Source organism: Lentzea alba (genome assembly GCF_011067745.1).
Lineage (GTDB): Bacteria > Actinomycetota > Actinomycetes > Mycobacteriales > Pseudonocardiaceae > Lentzea > Lentzea alba.
In genome coordinates, this window is record NZ_JAAMPJ010000010.1 from 221348 (window position 1) to 237325 (window position 15978).

Here is a 15978-nt window from a genome sequence, read left to right on the forward strand (position 1 = left end):
CTGTGACGCTCACCGTCCAACCGCACCGCGAGACGCTGGGTCTGAAGGACGGCCGGCTCCTCATCGGGGGCGAGTTCCGCGAGTCCGACGAGACCTGGACGCACCACCACCCCGCGACAGGGGAGGAGATCGGCAGCTTCGCCGTCGCGTCCGAGAAGGACGTCGACGCCGCCGTCCGCGCCGCCCGCAAGGCGTTCGACGAGGGCACGTGGCCGCGGTCCAAGGCCGGCGAGCGCATCAAGGTCCTGCGCAGGTACGGCGACCTGCTGCGGGAGCACGCCGACGAGCTGAAGGGCCTGCAGGCGCTGGACAACGGCGTGCCGCTGACGTTCGGCCAGATCTACGCCACCTCGGTCGGCATCGCGGCGGACATCTTCGACCACCACGCGGGCTGGATCGACAAGGTCGGCGGTCAGACCCTGCCGCCGTACCAGGGCGGCGACCACCTGGCGATGACGTTCCGCGAACCGGTCGGCGTGGTCGCGGCCATCCTGCCGTGGAACGCGCCGTTCGTGCTGTTCGCCCAGAAACTCGCGCCCGCGCTCGCCGCCGGGTGCACGGTGGTCGTGAAGCCCTCGGAGTACGCGTCGTTCTGCGTGATCCGGATGGTCGAGCTGCTGATCGAGGCCGGACTCCCGGAGGGCGTGGTCAACCTCGTCACCGGCCCCGGCAACCCGACCGGCGAAGCGCTGATCACGCACCCCGGCGTCGACAAGATCAGCTTCACCGGCAGCCGCGCGGTCGGCCGCCGGATCGTCGAGGCCTCCGCGGGCACGATGAAGCGCGTTTCCCTGGAACTGGGCGGAAAGTCGCCGGCGATCGTGTTCGCGGACGCCCCGAACGTCGGCCTCGCCGCGATGACCTGCATGGGCATGGTGACCATGGGCCTGTCCGGGCAGGCCTGCGTGGCGCACACGCGGGCGCTGGTCGCGCGGGACGTCCAGGAGGAGTTCGTGGCGACCGCGTCGATGCTCGCGGGCGCGGTGACGTTCGGCGACCCGTTCGACCCCGCCGTGCTGGCCAGCCCGCTGATCAACGGCAAGCAGCTCGAACGCGTGCTCGGGTACATCGAACGCGGCCAGGAGGACGGCGCCCGGCTGGTCACCGGCGGCACCCGGCTCGAAGGCGACCTCGCGGCCGGAAACTTCGTTGCACCGACGATTTTCGCCGACGCCAGCAACGACATGGCGATCGCCCGGGAAGAGATCTTCGGCCCGGTGCTCACCGTCGTGCCGTTCGACGACGAAGAAGAAGCCATCCGGATGGCGAACGACACCGAGTACGGCTTGGGCGCGGGCGTCTACACGAACGACGTGCGCCGCGCGTTCCGCGTCTCGAAGCGGTTGCGCGTCGGAATGGTCGGCATCAACGGGTTCCAGCTCGAACCGCACGTGCCGTTCGGCGGCTTCAAGCAGTCCGGCCTCGGCCGTGAGGGCGGCCAGAGCGCCTACGAGGCCTACACCGAGCTGAAGACCGTGATGATGCCGCTGACCGACGAGCTGATGTAGATGCGGCTGGACGGCAAGATCGCCCTGATCACCGGCGCCGCCCGTGGTCAGGGCGCGGCGGCCGCGCGCCGGTTCGTCGCGGAGGGCGCACGGGTCGTGCTCACCGACGTGCTCGACGACCAGGGCAAGGAACTCGCCGCCGAACTGGGCGCCGAGTACTGCCACCTCGACGTGTCCTCGGAGGAAGACTGGGCGTCGGCCGTCGCGTTCACGGTGGAAACGTTCGGCGACATCACGGTTCTCGTGAACAACGCGGGGATCCTGCACTTCTCCGCGCTGGCCGAGACCACGCTCGCCGACTACCAGCGGGTGATCGGCATCAACCAGGTCGGCACGTTCCTCGGCATGCGGGCGGTCGTGGAGTCCATGACCAGGGCGGGCGGCGGTTCGATCGTCAACGTGTCGTCCGTCGAAGGCCTGGCCGGCATGCCTTACCTGGTCGCGTACACGGCGTCGAAGTTCGCGATCCGCGGCATGACCAAGGTCGCCGCGCTGGAACTGGGCCAGCACGGCATCCGGGTCAACTCGGTGCACCCCGGCGCCATCGACACGTCGATGGTGAGCGAGACGCTGGGGCACCCGATCGACATCTCCCCGATCGGGAAGAAGGTGGCGCTGCGCCGCATCGGTCAGCCCGAGGACGTCGCGGGCGTCGTCCTCTTCCTGGCGAGCGACGACAGCGCCTACTGCACGGGTGCGGAGATCGCGGTGGACGGAGGGGCGACCGCGACCCACGCGCTCAGCCGCTGAACCGCCGCCAGATCACCGGCCTGCCCAGCGCCGAGTTGTTCCCTTCCTCCCTGGCCACGCCGACGATCGCGCCGGTGTCCGAGACCAGCTTCGGATCGATCGACGGGTGACCGGCGGGGGACGGGAGCAGTCCGGTGTGTCGGCCGTCCTGCCAGACCGCGTACCTGCGCGGCAGGCCGCCCGCGATCTCCTCGTCGCCGAGCACCAGGCGGTCGCGGTTCATCGCGAAGGCCCACTTGCAGCCGGGCAGTGGTTGCGGGCGGACGTCCGGCGCCGGCCAGTAGAGGCACCCGGTCCGGACGGGCGGGACATCGGTGACCCTGGCGGATCCGATGAACTGACCACCGTCGACCGCGCCCGCCGTGGTGCCCGACAGGTCACCGGTCACGTAGGTGGGCAGCGGCGTGAACCTGCCGTCCTTCCACCGTCCCGCGCCGTCCTGCGTGTTGTAGATCAGGCTGCCGTCGTGGTCGATGTCCACGAAGCCGTGGAGCCGCTCCGCGAACTCACGTGGCAGCACAACGGCTTTCGGCGCCGCGGGGTTGTCCGCGGGCCACACGAAGGCCTCCCACGTGTCCCCGTTCCTGCTCGCGCCACCGAAGACGTCCCCTCGGTCGTTGAGTGCGGTCGCGTAGGTCCAGGCGTATCCCTCCGGCACTGTGAGCAGGGTGAATCCGCGTGTGTCGAACGTCCAGGCCCGTGCTGTGCGAGGTTCGTCGAGATCGAAGGAGAGACCGATGATCGTCCCGGCCCTGTTCTGACCCGTCACCTCGGCCGAGGTGAAGCCGGGCGGTCTCCCGTGCACGGTGGCGGTGCTGTCGGTCCAGGTGACGAGCACGCTGCCCTCGTCGGTCAGGATGTCGCCCGAATAGTTCCCCTTGTGGTCCGTGCCCGAGATGTACGCCTGCGCCGGATATCCCTCGGGCATCGGCAGAAAGCCGACCGCCCACCCGGTCAGGTCGGCGGCGGCTGGTGGTGCCACCGCGGCGGTCAGTGCCAAGGTCACGGCGAGCGCCCCCAACGCGCGTCTCATCGAAGCCCCCTCAGTCGACGTCCAACTGATCACGCCGCAGACCGGAAAGCGGTTGCCCGGCGAAGGCAACCCGTTCGGTTCAGATGGCGTCTTGATGATCGGAGAGGTCAGACCTGGGGAGCTGTATTTGAAATCGATATTGGTGACGGCCGCGCTGCTGATCGGGCTGGCACCGGCCGCCGTCGCCGCGGAAGAGGCGCAGACACCCGTTCTGAGCTGGCAGGACTGTCAGGACGGGTTCCAGTGCTCGACCGCGAAGGTGCCGCTCGACTACGACCAGCCGTCCGGCACGAAGATCGACCTCGCGTTGATCAGGCTGCCCGCGACCGATCCGGGCAAGAAGATCGGCTCGCTGTTCGTGAACTTCGGCGGCCCCGGTGCGTCCGGTGTCGACCGGCTGCGGGGGCGCGGCAAGTGGGAGTGGCTGTTCTCGCCGGAGCTGCGGGCGCGGTTCGACGTGGTGTCGTGGGATCCGCGCGGCATTGGCCGTTCCGCGACCGTGCGTTGTTTCGACAGCGTTGAGGAGCAGCAGGCGTTCCTCAACGCCATTCCGGTGTATCCCAACACCGCGGCGGACGAGCCCGCGTTCTACGACTCGTACCGCGAGTTCGTGCGCCGCTGTGAGGAGAAGTCCGGCGATCTGCTCGACCACGTCTCGTCCGCGAACACGGCACGAGACCTGGACCTGCTGCGCAAGGCCGTCGGCGACAAGAAGCTGACGTACCACGGCATCTCGTACGGCACGCACCTCGGCGCGATCTACGCGAACATGTTCCCGGACAAGGTTCGCGCGCTCGCGTTCGACGGCTCGCTCGACTTCGTCGGCAACGCGACCGGGCACGGCGACCAGGGCACGACCGTGCCGCTGGACACGCGCCAGGACGTGCCGCGCGGTGTGGCCGAGACGTTCGACCAGTTCCTGAAGCTCTGTGCGGCACCGGGCGCGAAGTGTGCGTTCGCGGGCGGCGACCTGAAGCAGAAGTGGGCGGACCTGGTGGCGAAGGTGACGGCTTCTCCGGTCACCACGCCGGACGGCCGGTTCGACCGCGTCTCGCTGATCACCCTGCTCTGGGACGCGCTGGCGCAGCCGGACACCTGGCAGGACACCGCCCGGATCATGCAGGGCGTGTGGGAGGCCCAGCCGTCGTTGACCGCGTCGGCCGACTACGTCACGAACCGGTTCGAGGGGTTCAACGCGGTTCAGTGCTCGGACAGCGACTTCCCGCGTGATACCGCCGCCTACACGAAGTACGGCAAGAGCGAGGACGAGCGCGTTCCTTACTGGGGTCGCGCCGTGGTCTACGACATGATGGCCTGCGCGTTCTGGCAGGGCCGTGACGACGACCGCTACACCGGTCCGTGGAACCGCTGGACGTCGGCGCCGATCCTGTTCATCAACAACAGGTTCGACCCGTCGACGCCGTTGCACGGTGCGCACGACGGTGCCGCGGAGATGGCCCGCACCGGGTTCCTGACGGTCGAGGGCTACGGGCACACCTCCATGTACGTGCGCAGCGCGTGCGCGGAGAAGGTGAAGCGGGAGTACCTCTTCACCGGTGTCCTGCCGGTGCAGAAGACGTGCGGCATCGACAAGGGCCCGTTCGCCTGACCGTCTCGTTGCGCTGATGTTGATGAGGGGAGCTTTCCTAAACCTCAGGTTTAGGAAAGCTCCCCTCATCAACAGCCTGTCACCGCCAACCCATGACCTAACTTGGGTTCATGATGAACCCGCTGAGCCAGGTGCCGCTCGAACGGTTGCGGCGGCGCACGAGCGTGAAGTGGCGCCGGTACCCGGAGGACGTGCTGCCGCTGTGGGTGGCCGAGATGGACGTCGACCAGGCCGAACCGGTCGCGCGGGCGATCATCGAAGCGGTGCGCGACGGCGACACGGGCTATCCGGCCGGCACCGCGTACGCCGAGGCGCTCGCCGGGTTCGCCCGGTCCCGCTGGGGCCACGAGATCGCGATCGAGCGCACGGCGATCGTCCCGGACGTGATGCTCGGCGTCGTCGAGATGATCAAACTGGTCGGCGGCGACCTCGTGGTCGTCACCCCGCCCGTGTATCCGCCGTTCTACATGTTCGTGCGCAGCATGGGCCTGCCGATCGTGGAGGCGCCGCTCAAGGAGGATCGCCTCGACCTCGAAGTGCTGGAGCGGACCTTCCAGCTCATTCGCGCCGAACGGCCGGTGTTCCTGCTGTGCAGCCCGCACAACCCGACGGGCACCGTCCACTCCGCCGACGAGCTCACCGCTCTCGCCGAGCCCGCCCGGACGTACGGGGTTCGTGTGATCGCGGACGAGATCCACGCGCCGATCGTCTCCCCGGCCACGACGTTCGTGCCGTACCTCAGCGTCGACGAGCACGGGCTGTCGCTGATGTCCGCCTCGAAGGGCTGGAACCTCTCCGGGCTCAAGGCCGCGGTCGCGATCGCCGGTCCGGCGGCGGCCGGTGACCTCGCCCGGTTGCCCGAGGAGGTCAGCCACGGCCCCAGCCACCTCGGCGCGATCGCCCACACCGCGGCGCTCAGGGAGGGCGGGGAGTGGCTCGACGCGGTGCTCGAAGGCCTCGACGACAACCGGAAGCTGCTGGCCGGTCTGCTGGCAGAACACCTGCCGGAGATCGGCTACCGGCCGTCGCCCGGGACCTTCCTGGCGTGGCTGGACTGCCGGAACCTGGGGTTCGACGATCCGGCTGCGGTCTTCCTCGAACGCGGCCGCGTGGCGTTGACCTCGGGAAACGACTTCGGCACCGGCGGCGCGGGGTTCGCGCGGCTCAACCTCGGAACAACCCCCGAGGTCATCGCCGAAGGTGTGCGCAGGATGGCTGCCAGCCGCTGACAGCCCGCTGTGCGCGTGCTGCCAGCGGCCACGCGCACAGTTCTCCCCGACACAGGGAGGAACGAACGATGTCGCTGGCCATCAGGGCGGAAGGCCTGGTCAAGCACTACGGGGAGACCAAAGCCCTGGACGGGGTGGACCTCGAGGTGCCGGAGGGGAAGGTCGTGGGTGTGCTCGGGCCGAACGGCGCGGGCAAGACCACGGCGGTGCGGGTGCTGGCCACGTTGCTGCGCCCGGACGCGGGACGCGCCACGGTCCACGGGCACGACGTGGTGAAGAACCCGAGGGAGGTCCGGTCACTGATCGGGCTCACCGGGCAGTACGCGTCGGTGGACGAGGACCTGTCCGGTCGAGAGAACCTCGTGCTCCTGGCCCGGTTGCTGGACTTCTCCCGTGCGGGGGCGCGGGCGAAGGCGGCCGAGTTGCTGGAGCAGTTCGAACTCACCGACGCCGCGGGGCGGGCCGCCAAGACGTATTCGGGAGGGATGCGGCGCAGGCTCGACCTCGCGGCGAGCCTGGTCGGCAACCCGTCCGTGCTGTACCTGGACGAGCCGACCACCGGACTGGACCCGCACGCGCGCAACGAGGTGTGGGCCGTGGTCCGCAAGCTCGTGGCGAACGGTGTGACGGTCCTGCTCACCACGCAGTACCTGGAGGAGGCCGACCAGCTCGCGGACACGATCACGGTGTTCGACCACGGCCGGGTGGTCGCCGAGGGACGGCCCGACGAGCTCAAGCGGCGGGTCGGTGGTCAGACGCTGCAGGTGCGGCCGACGTCGGCACGCGATCTCGACGTGGTCCACCGGATTCTCGGTGACCTCACCGGGGTCCGGCCGACGCGCGACGACGACACCGGCCTGCTGACGGCGCCGGTGAACGATCCGGTGCTGCTGTCCACTTTGGTCCGCAAGCTCGACGAGGCCGGGATCACCGCGGACGAACTGGCGCTGCGGCTGCCCTCGCTCGACGAGGTCTTCCTGGCGCTGACCGGCAAGCGAGAAGGGAGCCTGGTATGAGCACGATCGCACTGGACCGCGGGGTGCGGCACGGGTTCTCGCTGGCCTGGCGCGGCATTCTGAAGATCCGCAAGAACCCCGAACAGCTGGCGGACGTGACGATCGCGCCGATCGTGTTCCTGGTGATGTTCACCTACCTGTTCGGCGGGGCGCTCGCCGGGAACACCGACGCGTACCTGCAGATGCTCGTGCCGGGCATCCTGGTGATGAACATCCTGCAGGCCAGCATGACGGCGGGCGTGCAGCTGAACACGGACGTGTCCAAGGGCGTCTTCGACAGGTTCCGCGCCATGCCGATCACCCGGTCCGCGCCGTTGATCGGGGCGGTGCTCGCGGACGTCGTGCGGTACGTGGTCTGCATCCTGGTGTTGCTGGTCGTCGCGACGGTCATGGGCTTCCGGGTGCAGACCGGCCCGGCGGAGCTGCTGATCGCGGTCGGGCTCGCGCTGGCGTTCGGGCTGTGCTTCTGCTGGGCGTCGGTGTTCGTGGGCATGCTGCTCAAGACACCGCAGGCGGTGCAGGGCGTGATGTTCGTGCTGATCATGCCGTTGACGTTCGGCAGCAACGTGTTCGTCGGCACCTCGACGATGCCGGGCTGGCTGAAGGCGTGGGCGGACATCAGCCCGGTGACGCTGATGGCGGACGCGCTGCGCGGGTTGCTGAACGGCGGCGCGATCGCAGGACCGTTGGCCGGGTCTCTGATCTGGATGGTGGCCGCGGTCGCGGTGTTCTTCCCGCTGGCGATGTGGGCTTACCGCCGGCGGGTGTGAGGTGAGGCGGGCATCAGTCGCTGATGCCCGCCTCCGCGCGTATTTCCCGCACCGTCTCTGCCTTGGTGAGCTGCACCGGTTCCGGCTCGCCCAGTTCGGCCACCAGCATCCGCACGTCCGGATCGCCCAGGTCGAGCCGCCCGCGGATGCGCTTGGCCAGTGCGAGCAGCCGGGCCGCCGAGTCGCGGCGGCCCTCGGCGAACCGCACCTGGGCGAGCAGTTCCGTGACCGTCGCCAGGTCCGGCATGTCGCTGCGGTCCGACGTCGTCCCCACCGCGATCGCGATGCGCGCCTCGGCCTCGGCGGGATTGCCCTCGGCGACGGCGAGGCGGCTTTCGAGCATGGCCGACCACTCCGTGACGAACGAATGCAGCACGGCCGAGGTGGTGGCACGCCGTTTGAAGCGGTCGCTCAACTCGCGTGCCTCGGCGAGCCGGCCCGCGCGGAGCAGGACCTCGGCCTTCGCGTAGTCGATCATGATGGACATCTGGTCGTTGCCGATGGCCTGGACGTACCGCTCTGCCTCGATCGTCTCGCGTTCGGCCGCGGCGTGGTCGCCGAGCCGGGCGTACTCGACCGCGAGCCGCCACCGCTGCTGCACGGCGTCGTCCTGCGACCGCAGTTCCAGCGCCACCGCGAGACCGCGCTCGAACAACTCGATCGCCGCCCGGTTGTCGCCGGTGTGCGAGATGAACGTGGCTTTCATGCCGAGTGTCATCGCCGAACCCCACCGGTCGCCCACCGCGATGAACTGCTCGTACGCCCGGTCGCGGGCCTCCTCCGCGAGGTCGAACTCGCCCTCGTCGACCAGGATGAAGCTCAGCGCCCAGTCGGCGGCGGCGCGCGCCCAGGCGTCCTCGCTCGCGGCCGCCCGCTTCACCTCACGGCGCGCGAGTTCGGGGTTCTGGCTGAGGAACGCGAGCATCGGCAGCGCGATCGCGAGCGGCGGCCACTTCTGGGTGGCGCCGGTGTTCACGCAGTCCTCGATGACCTGCGCGGCCTCCTCCGTGGCGGGCAGGCCGGGCATCGCCGCCATGATCAGCTGCATCGCCCGGAACGAGGCGTGGACGTCGTCCGGCAACTGCCCGCCGAGCGCGAGCAGGTCGCGCACGGCCACTTGTGCGCGTTCGTTGTCGCCCTTGAGCAGCCAGTACCAGAACACCCCGCCGAGCAGGGCCGCCGCCAGGTCGACGTCGCGGTCGTCGATCGCGCCGCGCAACGCGGCCGCGATGTTGTCCTGCTCGGCCTCGTAGACCGCGATCGCCTCCAGCTGCCTGGCCGTGCGGTTGAGCGGTTCCCACTTCTCGGTCAGCTCGCGGTAGTAGCGCCGGAACCGGCCGACGATCTCCTGTTGCTCGCCGGACGCCTCCAGCTGCTCGGCCGCGTAGACCCGGATCGTCTCCAGCATCCGGTACCGCGGTTCGGCGTCGAGCTCGATCACGTCCACAATGGACTTCTCGACCAGCGAGGTCAGCACGTACAGCGAGTCCTCGACGCAGACCTGCTCGATCGCGGCGAGGTCGGCACCGGCGGGGAACACCGAGATCCGCCTGGCGAGCCGGAGTTCCTCCTCGGTCAGCAGGTCCCAGCTCCACTCCACGACCGCGCGCAGCGTGCGTTGGCGGGGCAGCGCGGTGCGGCTGCCCGAGGTGAGCAACCGGAACCTGTCGTCGAGGCGCTGGGTGATCTGCCGGACCGTCATCGACCGCAGCCGCGCGGCCGCCAGCTCCAGCGCGAGCGGCATGCCGTCGAGCCCGCGGCAGATCTGCCGCACGTCGTCCACAGTGGACTCGTCCAGCAGGAAGCCCGGCTTCACCGCGCTCGCCCGGTCCAGGAACAGTCGCACCGCGCCGAACCCCGACACGTCGGCTTGACCGTTGGGCACGCTGAGCGGGCCGACCGGGTACAGCGACTCGCCGTCGATCGCGAGCGGTTCCCGGCTGGTCGCGAGCACGCGCAGGTTCGGCACCCGGCGCAGCAGTTCGGTGGTGAACTCGGCGGCCGAGCTGATGAGGTGCTCGCAGTTGTCCAGCACCAGCAACGACTCGCCGGCGCCGAGCACCTCGGCGATCCGGTCCATGCCTTCGCTCGCGCGCCGCAACGGATCGCCGCCGACCCTCAGTTCGAACGCGCCGAGCACCGCGCCGGCCAGGTCCTCGGCCGCGCGCACCCCGGCCAGTGCGGCGAACCACACGCGTCCCTTGCCGTGCAACGGATGCCGGGCCGCCGCCTCCGTGGCGAGGCGGGTCTTGCCCGCGCCGCCCGGTCCGACCAGCGTCACCAGCCGGGCCTGGGCGAGCAGTCCGGCGATCTCCGCGAGCTCGGCGTCGCGCCCGACGAAGCTGGTGAGCCGCACGGGCAACCGGTCGACCACCGGGCGCGGCCCCAGCTCGCCGCGCAACGCCGCGACGTGGATCTGCTGCAACTCGGCCGACGGGTCGACGCCCAACTCGTCCGCGAGCCTGCCGCGGACCTGCTCGTAGACGTGCAGCGCGTCGGACTGCCGGCCCTGCTGGCACAGCGCGCGCATCAGCAGCCCGGCCAGGCGTTCCCGCAGCGGGTGCTTCTCGTGCATCGCGGTGAGCGCGGCGACGTCGAGCTCACCGGTCCGGAACCGGTCCTCCTCGGCCGCGACGCGTGCTTCGTCCAGCCTGGTGGCCGCGACCTGCGCGAACGGCGCCTCCCGCACGTCGGCCAGCGCATCGCCCCGCCACAGGGCGAGTGCCTCGGCCGGCCGGCCGGCGGCGCGCAGCCGGTCGAACTGGAAGACGTCGACGTTGTCGGGCGCGATGCCGAGCCGGTACCCGCCCGGTTCGAGCGTCACGTCCGGGCAGACCTTGCGCAGCCGCGACACGAGCGACTGCAGCGCGTTCGCCGCGTCCGCGGGCGGCTGTTCACCCCACAGGTCGTCGATCAGGGTCGCGGTCGGCACCGGGCGGCCGGGGTCGAGCGCGAGCCTGGCCAGCAGCATCCGGACGCGGGCACCACCGATGTCGACCGGTGTGCCGTCCTCGGCCACCACGGTCGTCGGTCCCAGCAACGCCACGCGCACAGGTCCAGCTTTCCAGATCACTCGCGGTGTCCGTCTCACTTCCACGGATGAGATGATTGAGGCATGGCGAAGTACTGGGGGACCGCCGAGGCTGCTTGGCGATGGGTGCTTGATCAAGTTCGATATGACGACGACGCCGTCTGGATGCCGGTGTCGGTCGGCGAGGATCCGGTAGCGGGCGTGCGCGACGGCATGCACGCGGGCGTCGGGGGACTGGCTCACACGCTGGCCGAGATCCGGCTGAGCCGCGAGTGGACGGCCGAGGAACACCGGCTCGCGGACGCGATCGCCGGCCAGGTCCGGGCGGGCATCGCCACGATCAGCGAGGTCAACTACTTCAGCGGCCTGGTCAGCTCGATCGGCGTGCTGACGGCACTGGACGCGCCCGGAGCCCACGAGGTCGTCGCCCGGATCCTCGAACTGTCCACACCGGACGGATGGCCAAATGAGTGGCTGGTACCGCCGAACTTCCTGGAGGGCGCCCGGGACCACGACGTCACGGTGGGCACGGCGGGAGTCCTGCTGGCAGCGGTGTGGGCCCGGCGGCACGGGGTGGCGGGCGCGGAGGAACTCGCCAAGGTGTCCGCCGACATCCTGCTGGCCGAACGTGAGGAAATGCCAACCGGCCTGAACTGGCGTGCGGTGCCCAAACGCTTCTGCGTCGTGCAACGCGAGTCCCCCAACTTCTCACACGGCCTGTCGGGCATCGCGACCGCGCTCGCCGTGGCCGGTGTGGAGTTCGATCGCCCTGACCTCGTCGATGCCGCTGCCGCGGGCGCCGAGCACCTCGTGGCTCTGTCGGATCAGAGCGACGGGGGTTTCCGGGTCCAGCTGCGCATTCCGCACCTGGAGGAGTTGGAGCGGTTCAGCTACGGCTGGTGCCACGGCCCGACCGGGACGTCGTTGTTGTGGCCGGCTCTACACCGTGCAGGCGTGCGAGAAGTGGCGAACACACCGGTGATGGACTGGCACAGCCGTTGCATGCACAGCATCCGTGTGTCCGGTCTGCCCGAAAGGCGTTATCCGGGCTTCTGGGACAACGATGGTCGTTGCTGCGGAACCGCGGGCGTGGGTGACGTCCTTTTGGACTCGGGGGAGCGGGAGTTCGCGCTGCACCTCGCCGACGTGCTGGTCGAACGGGCGATTCCGGACGGCGACGGCGTGTGCTGGCGGTTCATCGAGCACCGCAACGAAGAGCCGCTGCTGCCCGCGGGCCTCGGCTGGATGCAGGGCGCGGCGGGCATCGCCGGGTTCCTGTTCCACGCCGGCCGCGCTGCTCAGGGCGACTTTTCTGTGGTGCCGCGCCTGGACACCTGGTGGGCGCAGTCAGCGGGAAACTGACTGGGCGAACGCGAACACCCGGTCCGGGTCGTACTTGGCGGCGACCTCCCGCAACCGCGCGAGGTTGCCGCCGTAGTACGCCTCGGCCCAGTTCGGCAGCTGCGGGTCGAGGTAGTTGACGTACCCGGTGTCGCCGACCAGCGCGCCGAGCCCGTCCCGGGCCTGTCCCATCGCCTTGGCCGCCTCACCCGCGGCGTCGGGCGGCGTCTTGAAGTAGAGCTGGGCGCAGGCGAGCGCGGTGCGGTGGGGGAACGCGGTGGCGTCCGGCGCGACGTCGGACACCGCGCCGCCGAGACTGTCGAAGATCAGGTACGACTCGTCGGACTGCCCGGCCATCAGGTTCGCGGCCCAGCCGGGGTCGGCGATCGGCGTGCTCACGATCCGTGACGACGCCACGAACGACTCGCGGTCGACCGGGGCGCCCGCGAAGTAGCGGGTGGCCTCGGGGTAGCTCCTCGGCTGGACGAACCGCTCGGGAGCGGCGGGCAGCGCGGCCAGCAGGTCGGCCGCGGCGCCGGCGGACCCGATGAGGCAACCGCCGACCCGGCAGGTCGGCTGCGGGCCGCCGCGCAGCACGACGTTCGACCAGAGCTCACGCGGTGCCTGCGCGATCCACCCCTGCCACGCGCCGAGCACGTCCGCGGCGGCACCGGCGGGGTACTGCAGGGAGAACACCGTGACGTCGGGGGCGGGCAGCGTGGCGAACACGAACGACGTGACGATCCCGAAGTTGCCGCCGCCACCACCGCGCAGCGCCCAGAACAGGTCGGGCTCCTCCTGCGCGGAGGTGGTGAGCTGCCGGCCATCAGCGGTCACGACGGTCGCGGAGACGAGGTGATCGCAGGTCAGGCCGTACTTGCGGGCGAGCACGCCGATGCCGCCGCCGAGCGTGAGACCCGCGACGCCGACGGACGGGCACGTGCCGGTCGGCAGGCAGCGGCCGGACTGCGCGAGCACCTCGGCCACCTCGCCGAGCAGGGCGCCGGCACCAATGCGGACCTGGTCACCGGGCAACGCCTCGACGCCGGCCAGGCCGCGAAGGTCGATCTGCAGGCCGTTCTCCGGCGAGGAGTACCCGGCGTAGCTGTGGCCACCACCGCGGGCGGCGACGGGGACCCGTGACCGTGCCGCCGAGACGCAAGCCTGGACGTCGGACGCCGAGGCGCAGCGGGCGACGGCGGCGGGCTTGCGGACGTCCCACACGGGGTTGAAGCCCTGGTAGGTGAAACCGTTGTCGCCGGGCAGCAGCAGCCGGCCGGAAAGCTTGGCGCGCAAGGCGGTCCAGTCCGGCGGTCCACTTGGGACGGACGAACCGGACGGAGGTGCCGGTGAGGTGGTGCACTTCGAGATCGCCGCACCCGCGCCCGCCAGGCCCGCGACTCGGAGAAACCCGCGGCGGTCCACGTCGGCCATGGTGGCACAAGATCGGCTCGGTGCAGCGGAGGCCGGTTTCTCAAGAGGCCCTAAACTCCGCGTGTGAAGCGACTCATCGTGGCGTCCCTGTGCCTGCTCGCGGCCGCGTGCGGCACGTCGGCGCCGACCGGCACGTCCACCCCGCCCTCGCCCCCGGCCTCCACGCCCGCCGACGAGTCGCCGGCCGTCACCGCGGCCTTCGAGACCTACACCAAGGCCGCGCTGGCCAAGGACGGTGCCACCGCCGTGTCGGTGGTGGCGACCCCGGTCTTCGCCTACTTCGAGGACGTCCGGAAGCTGGCGCTCACCGGGACCGAGCAGGAGCTCGCCGCGGGCAAGCTGAGCACGCGGGTCACCGTCTACACCATGCGCGGCGGCCTGGACGCGGCGACGCTGCGCACCGGGTCGGCCCAGGACGTCGTCAAGGCCTCGATCGACAAGGGCCTGGTCGGTGAGCAGGGCATCGGCAATCTCAAACTCGGCAAGGTCACGGTCTCCGGCGACACCGCGTCCGCCGAGGTGACGTCCCAGGGCCAGAAGGCACCGTTCGGCCTCAAGTTCGTCCGTGAGGACGGCAAGTGGAAGTTCGACATGATGCCGGTGCTCGACATGGCCGACGCCGCCTTCACCGGGCTGGCCAAGGAGAAGAACCTGACCCCCGACCAGCTGGTCGAGCAGGTGCTCGTCTCGATGTACGGCCCGGCGAAGGCCGCCGAGGTCCGCAAACCGCTAGGCGCCTGACGAGCCTCACCTCAACGCCGCCTCTTCGAGTGAACCGCCGCCACCCCCCATCACACTCCGCAACCCACCCTCGCTTGCCAACGGCCACGCGGGGCCCTCTCGTCCGCTCTAGTAGTACGTGGGGTCCCCGCGTACCGAAAAATGGGGCTGGTGGGGGTTGTGTGGGTGAACGGGTGCGGGTTCGGCGTCGGCCTTGGCGGGGCAGGCTGAGCGCGAGGTCGGTCGGGTACGCGGGAGCCTTTCGTCCGCTGTAGTGGTACGCGGGGTCCCCGCGTGTCGAAAAGTGGGGCTGGTGAGGGTTGTGTGAGTGAACAGGGTGCTGCTTCGGTGCTGGCGTTAGTGGCGGGGGAGGCCGAGCGCGAGGGTTAGTTCGAGCACGCGTTGTGGTGAGGCCAGGTCGGGGAAGAGATCTCGTAGCTGGCCCATCCGGTAGCGGACGGTCTGCGGGTGCACGAACAGCGTGGTCGCGACTTCCTCCCGACGGCCGTGGTGCAGCAACCACGCGCGGAGCGTCTCCTCCAGCCGTCGGGCCGTGGTGGCGGGCAACGTCCGCAACGGCGCGAGCGCGCGCGCCCGCAGGTCTGCGTAAGCGTCCGCATCAGCGGTCAGCACCAGTTCGACCAGGTGGTTCTCGGTGTCGCGGATGTCAGGCGAGACCAGGCGCGCGCGCATCGCACGTGCGTAGGAAGCGGACGCACGCATCCACGGGCGGGCAGGACCGACAACGGCCGTGCGATCTTTCAGCTGCCGGAGCAGGTGTGCGCGGTCGGTGTCGGGCACCAGCAGCACTCCCATGGCGTCCGGCAGGTCGTCGAGCACCAGGGTGGACGAGTCGAGCAGCCGGTACGCGGGCCGGGTCTGCGCGGCGGGCAGCAGGACGGCGGTCAGCGAGTTCGGCGGCTGCCACCCGGCCCGTTGGGCGTCGGCGAGCAACACCTCGGCGCCGGCGGCCGCGAGCAGGTCACGGGCCAGCTGTTCCAGGTGACGCTCGTGGGCGAGGCCACGGGCGGCCAGTTCGTCGGCGTGCCCGGCGGCGCTCGCGGCGGACAACTCGTCGATGTAGGCGAAGGTCAGCTCGGCGAACTTCGCCACCTCCGCGGCCGGCAGACCCGCCGGCACCGCGCCCTCGGCCAGCCCGCGCCACGCCACCCGCGCGCCGACGCGATAGGCGCTGAGCAGCGCGTCCATGGACCGGCCGTCCCGCACCTCGCCGCGTCCCAGCTCGTACGCGGCGTCGCTGGCGTCACCACCGGTGGCCTTGCCTCCAGCCAGGTCCAGGTAGTGTCCTAGCGCCGTGCGAACCGCACGGCGGATAGTGCCGCCCATGCGTCCGGACAGCGCGTTGGCATAGCTCGGGACCTCGTCGATGATGGCCTGGACGACCTCGTCCGCCGTGGTCCTCAGCACCGCCCGCAACGCGGTGACGGTCTTCTCATCGAGGGCCAATTCGGTGGCCCTCTGCATTGCGTGACTCACGTTTTGTTCCCTGCGAACAATTCGGCTGGCCAGATTCACG

Annotated in this window: 12 protein-coding genes; 8 read left to right on the forward strand and 4 right to left on the reverse strand. The window is 70.3% G+C overall.

From position 1 onward, the window contains the following. The first annotated feature begins 2 nt into the window (after window positions 1-2). Together G7043_RS32250 and G7043_RS32255 are read left to right on the forward strand one after the other, a co-directional pair. A complete protein-coding gene (locus G7043_RS32250) occupies window positions 3-1508 on the forward strand; it encodes an aldehyde dehydrogenase family protein (RefSeq protein WP_166052148.1) in 1506 nt (501 codons plus the stop codon). Next, window positions 1509-2258, forward strand: a complete 750-nt coding sequence (locus G7043_RS32255) for a glucose 1-dehydrogenase (protein WP_166052150.1) — start codon at window positions 1509-1511, stop codon at window positions 2256-2258. Here the strand turns inward: G7043_RS32255 and G7043_RS32260 are convergent. Then, complete coding sequence (locus tag G7043_RS32260) at window positions 2248-3291, reverse strand: hypothetical protein (protein ID WP_166052152.1); 1044 nt, start codon at window positions 3289-3291, stop codon at window positions 2248-2250. The two genes, G7043_RS32255 and G7043_RS32260, sit on opposite strands and share 11 nt — an antisense overlap. Before the next feature lie 127 nt (window positions 3292-3418). Here G7043_RS32260 and G7043_RS32265 point away from each other — a divergent pair, with 127 nt between their 5' ends. The 4 genes from G7043_RS32265 (at window position 3419) to G7043_RS32280 (ending at window position 7915) form a co-directional block, all read left to right on the forward strand. Continuing rightward, a complete protein-coding gene (locus G7043_RS32265) occupies window positions 3419-4900 on the forward strand; it encodes an alpha/beta hydrolase (protein WP_242642901.1) in 1482 nt (493 codons plus the stop codon). 110 nt (window positions 4901-5010) lie between these two features. Next, window positions 5011-6129 (forward strand): MalY/PatB family protein, encoded by a 1119-nt coding sequence (locus tag G7043_RS32270; RefSeq protein WP_166052155.1) that lies wholly within the window; start codon window positions 5011-5013, stop codon window positions 6127-6129. A gap of 68 nt (window positions 6130-6197) precedes the next feature. Then, the gene (locus tag G7043_RS32275; RefSeq protein WP_166052158.1) at window positions 6198-7145 is read left to right on the forward strand and encodes an ATP-binding cassette domain-containing protein; all 948 of its coding nucleotides are present in this window, start codon (window positions 6198-6200) and stop codon (window positions 7143-7145) included. After that, a complete protein-coding gene (locus G7043_RS32280) occupies window positions 7142-7915 on the forward strand; it encodes an ABC transporter permease (RefSeq protein ID WP_166052160.1) in 774 nt (257 codons plus the stop codon). The genes G7043_RS32275 and G7043_RS32280 overlap by 4 nt, the downstream gene beginning before the upstream one ends. 13 nt (window positions 7916-7928) lie before the next feature. Here the strand turns inward: G7043_RS32280 and G7043_RS32285 are convergent, their stop codons facing one another. Continuing rightward, window positions 7929-10988 (reverse strand): BTAD domain-containing putative transcriptional regulator, encoded by a 3060-nt coding sequence (locus G7043_RS32285; RefSeq protein WP_313888180.1) that lies wholly within the window; start codon window positions 10986-10988, stop codon window positions 7929-7931. 42 nt (window positions 10989-11030) lie between these two features. On the opposite strand from G7043_RS32285, the gene G7043_RS32290 reads away from it, so the two are divergent. Then, window positions 11031-12308, forward strand: a complete 1278-nt coding sequence (locus tag G7043_RS32290) for a lanthionine synthetase LanC family protein (RefSeq protein ID WP_166052162.1) — start codon at window positions 11031-11033, stop codon at window positions 12306-12308. Here the strand turns inward: G7043_RS32290 and G7043_RS32295 are convergent. Further along, window positions 12294-13721 carry an FAD-binding oxidoreductase gene (locus G7043_RS32295; protein ID WP_166052164.1) on the reverse strand — a complete coding sequence of 476 codons (1428 nt, stop codon included), beginning with the start codon at window positions 13719-13721 and terminating at the stop codon, window positions 12294-12296. The two genes, G7043_RS32290 and G7043_RS32295, sit on opposite strands and share 15 nt — an antisense overlap. Before the next feature lie 63 nt (window positions 13722-13784). Between G7043_RS32295 and G7043_RS32300 the strand changes: the two genes are divergently transcribed. Next, window positions 13785-14462: a hypothetical protein gene (locus G7043_RS32300; RefSeq protein ID WP_166052166.1), complete on the forward strand. Its 678-nt coding sequence runs from the start codon at window positions 13785-13787 to the stop codon at window positions 14460-14462. Between the two features lie 336 nt (window positions 14463-14798). Here G7043_RS32300 and G7043_RS32305 read toward each other — a convergent pair whose 3' ends face one another. Further along, the gene (locus G7043_RS32305) at window positions 14799-15926 is read right to left on the reverse strand and encodes a PucR family transcriptional regulator (RefSeq protein WP_207312006.1); all 1128 of its coding nucleotides are present in this window, start codon (window positions 15924-15926) and stop codon (window positions 14799-14801) included. Between the last annotated feature and the right edge of the window lie 52 nt (window positions 15927-15978).

What these genes read in the sequence shown, in the direction of transcription:
- G7043_RS32260 (WP_166052152.1), bottom strand. Translation starts at nt 3,291, where the DNA reads ATGAGACGCGCGTTGGGGGCGCTCGCCGTGACCTTGGCACTGACCGCC.
- G7043_RS32270 (WP_166052155.1), top strand. Translation starts at nt 5,011, where the DNA reads ATGATGAACCCGCTGAGCCAGGTGCCGCTCGAACGGTTGCGGCGGCGC.
- G7043_RS32280 (WP_166052160.1), top strand. Translation starts at nt 7,142, where the DNA reads ATGAGCACGATCGCACTGGACCGCGGGGTGCGGCACGGGTTCTCGCTG.
- G7043_RS32305 (WP_207312006.1), bottom strand. Translation starts at nt 15,926, where the DNA reads ATGCAGAGGGCCACCGAATTGGCCCTCGATGAGAAGACCGTCACCGCG.
- G7043_RS32290 (WP_166052162.1), top strand. Translation starts at nt 11,031, where the DNA reads ATGGCGAAGTACTGGGGGACCGCCGAGGCTGCTTGGCGATGGGTGCTT.
- G7043_RS32275 (WP_166052158.1), top strand. Translation starts at nt 6,198, where the DNA reads ATGTCGCTGGCCATCAGGGCGGAAGGCCTGGTCAAGCACTACGGGGAG.
- G7043_RS32295 (WP_166052164.1), bottom strand. Translation starts at nt 13,721, where the DNA reads ATGGCCGACGTGGACCGCCGCGGGTTTCTCCGAGTCGCGGGCCTGGCG.
- G7043_RS32255 (WP_166052150.1), top strand. Translation starts at nt 1,509, where the DNA reads ATGCGGCTGGACGGCAAGATCGCCCTGATCACCGGCGCCGCCCGTGGT.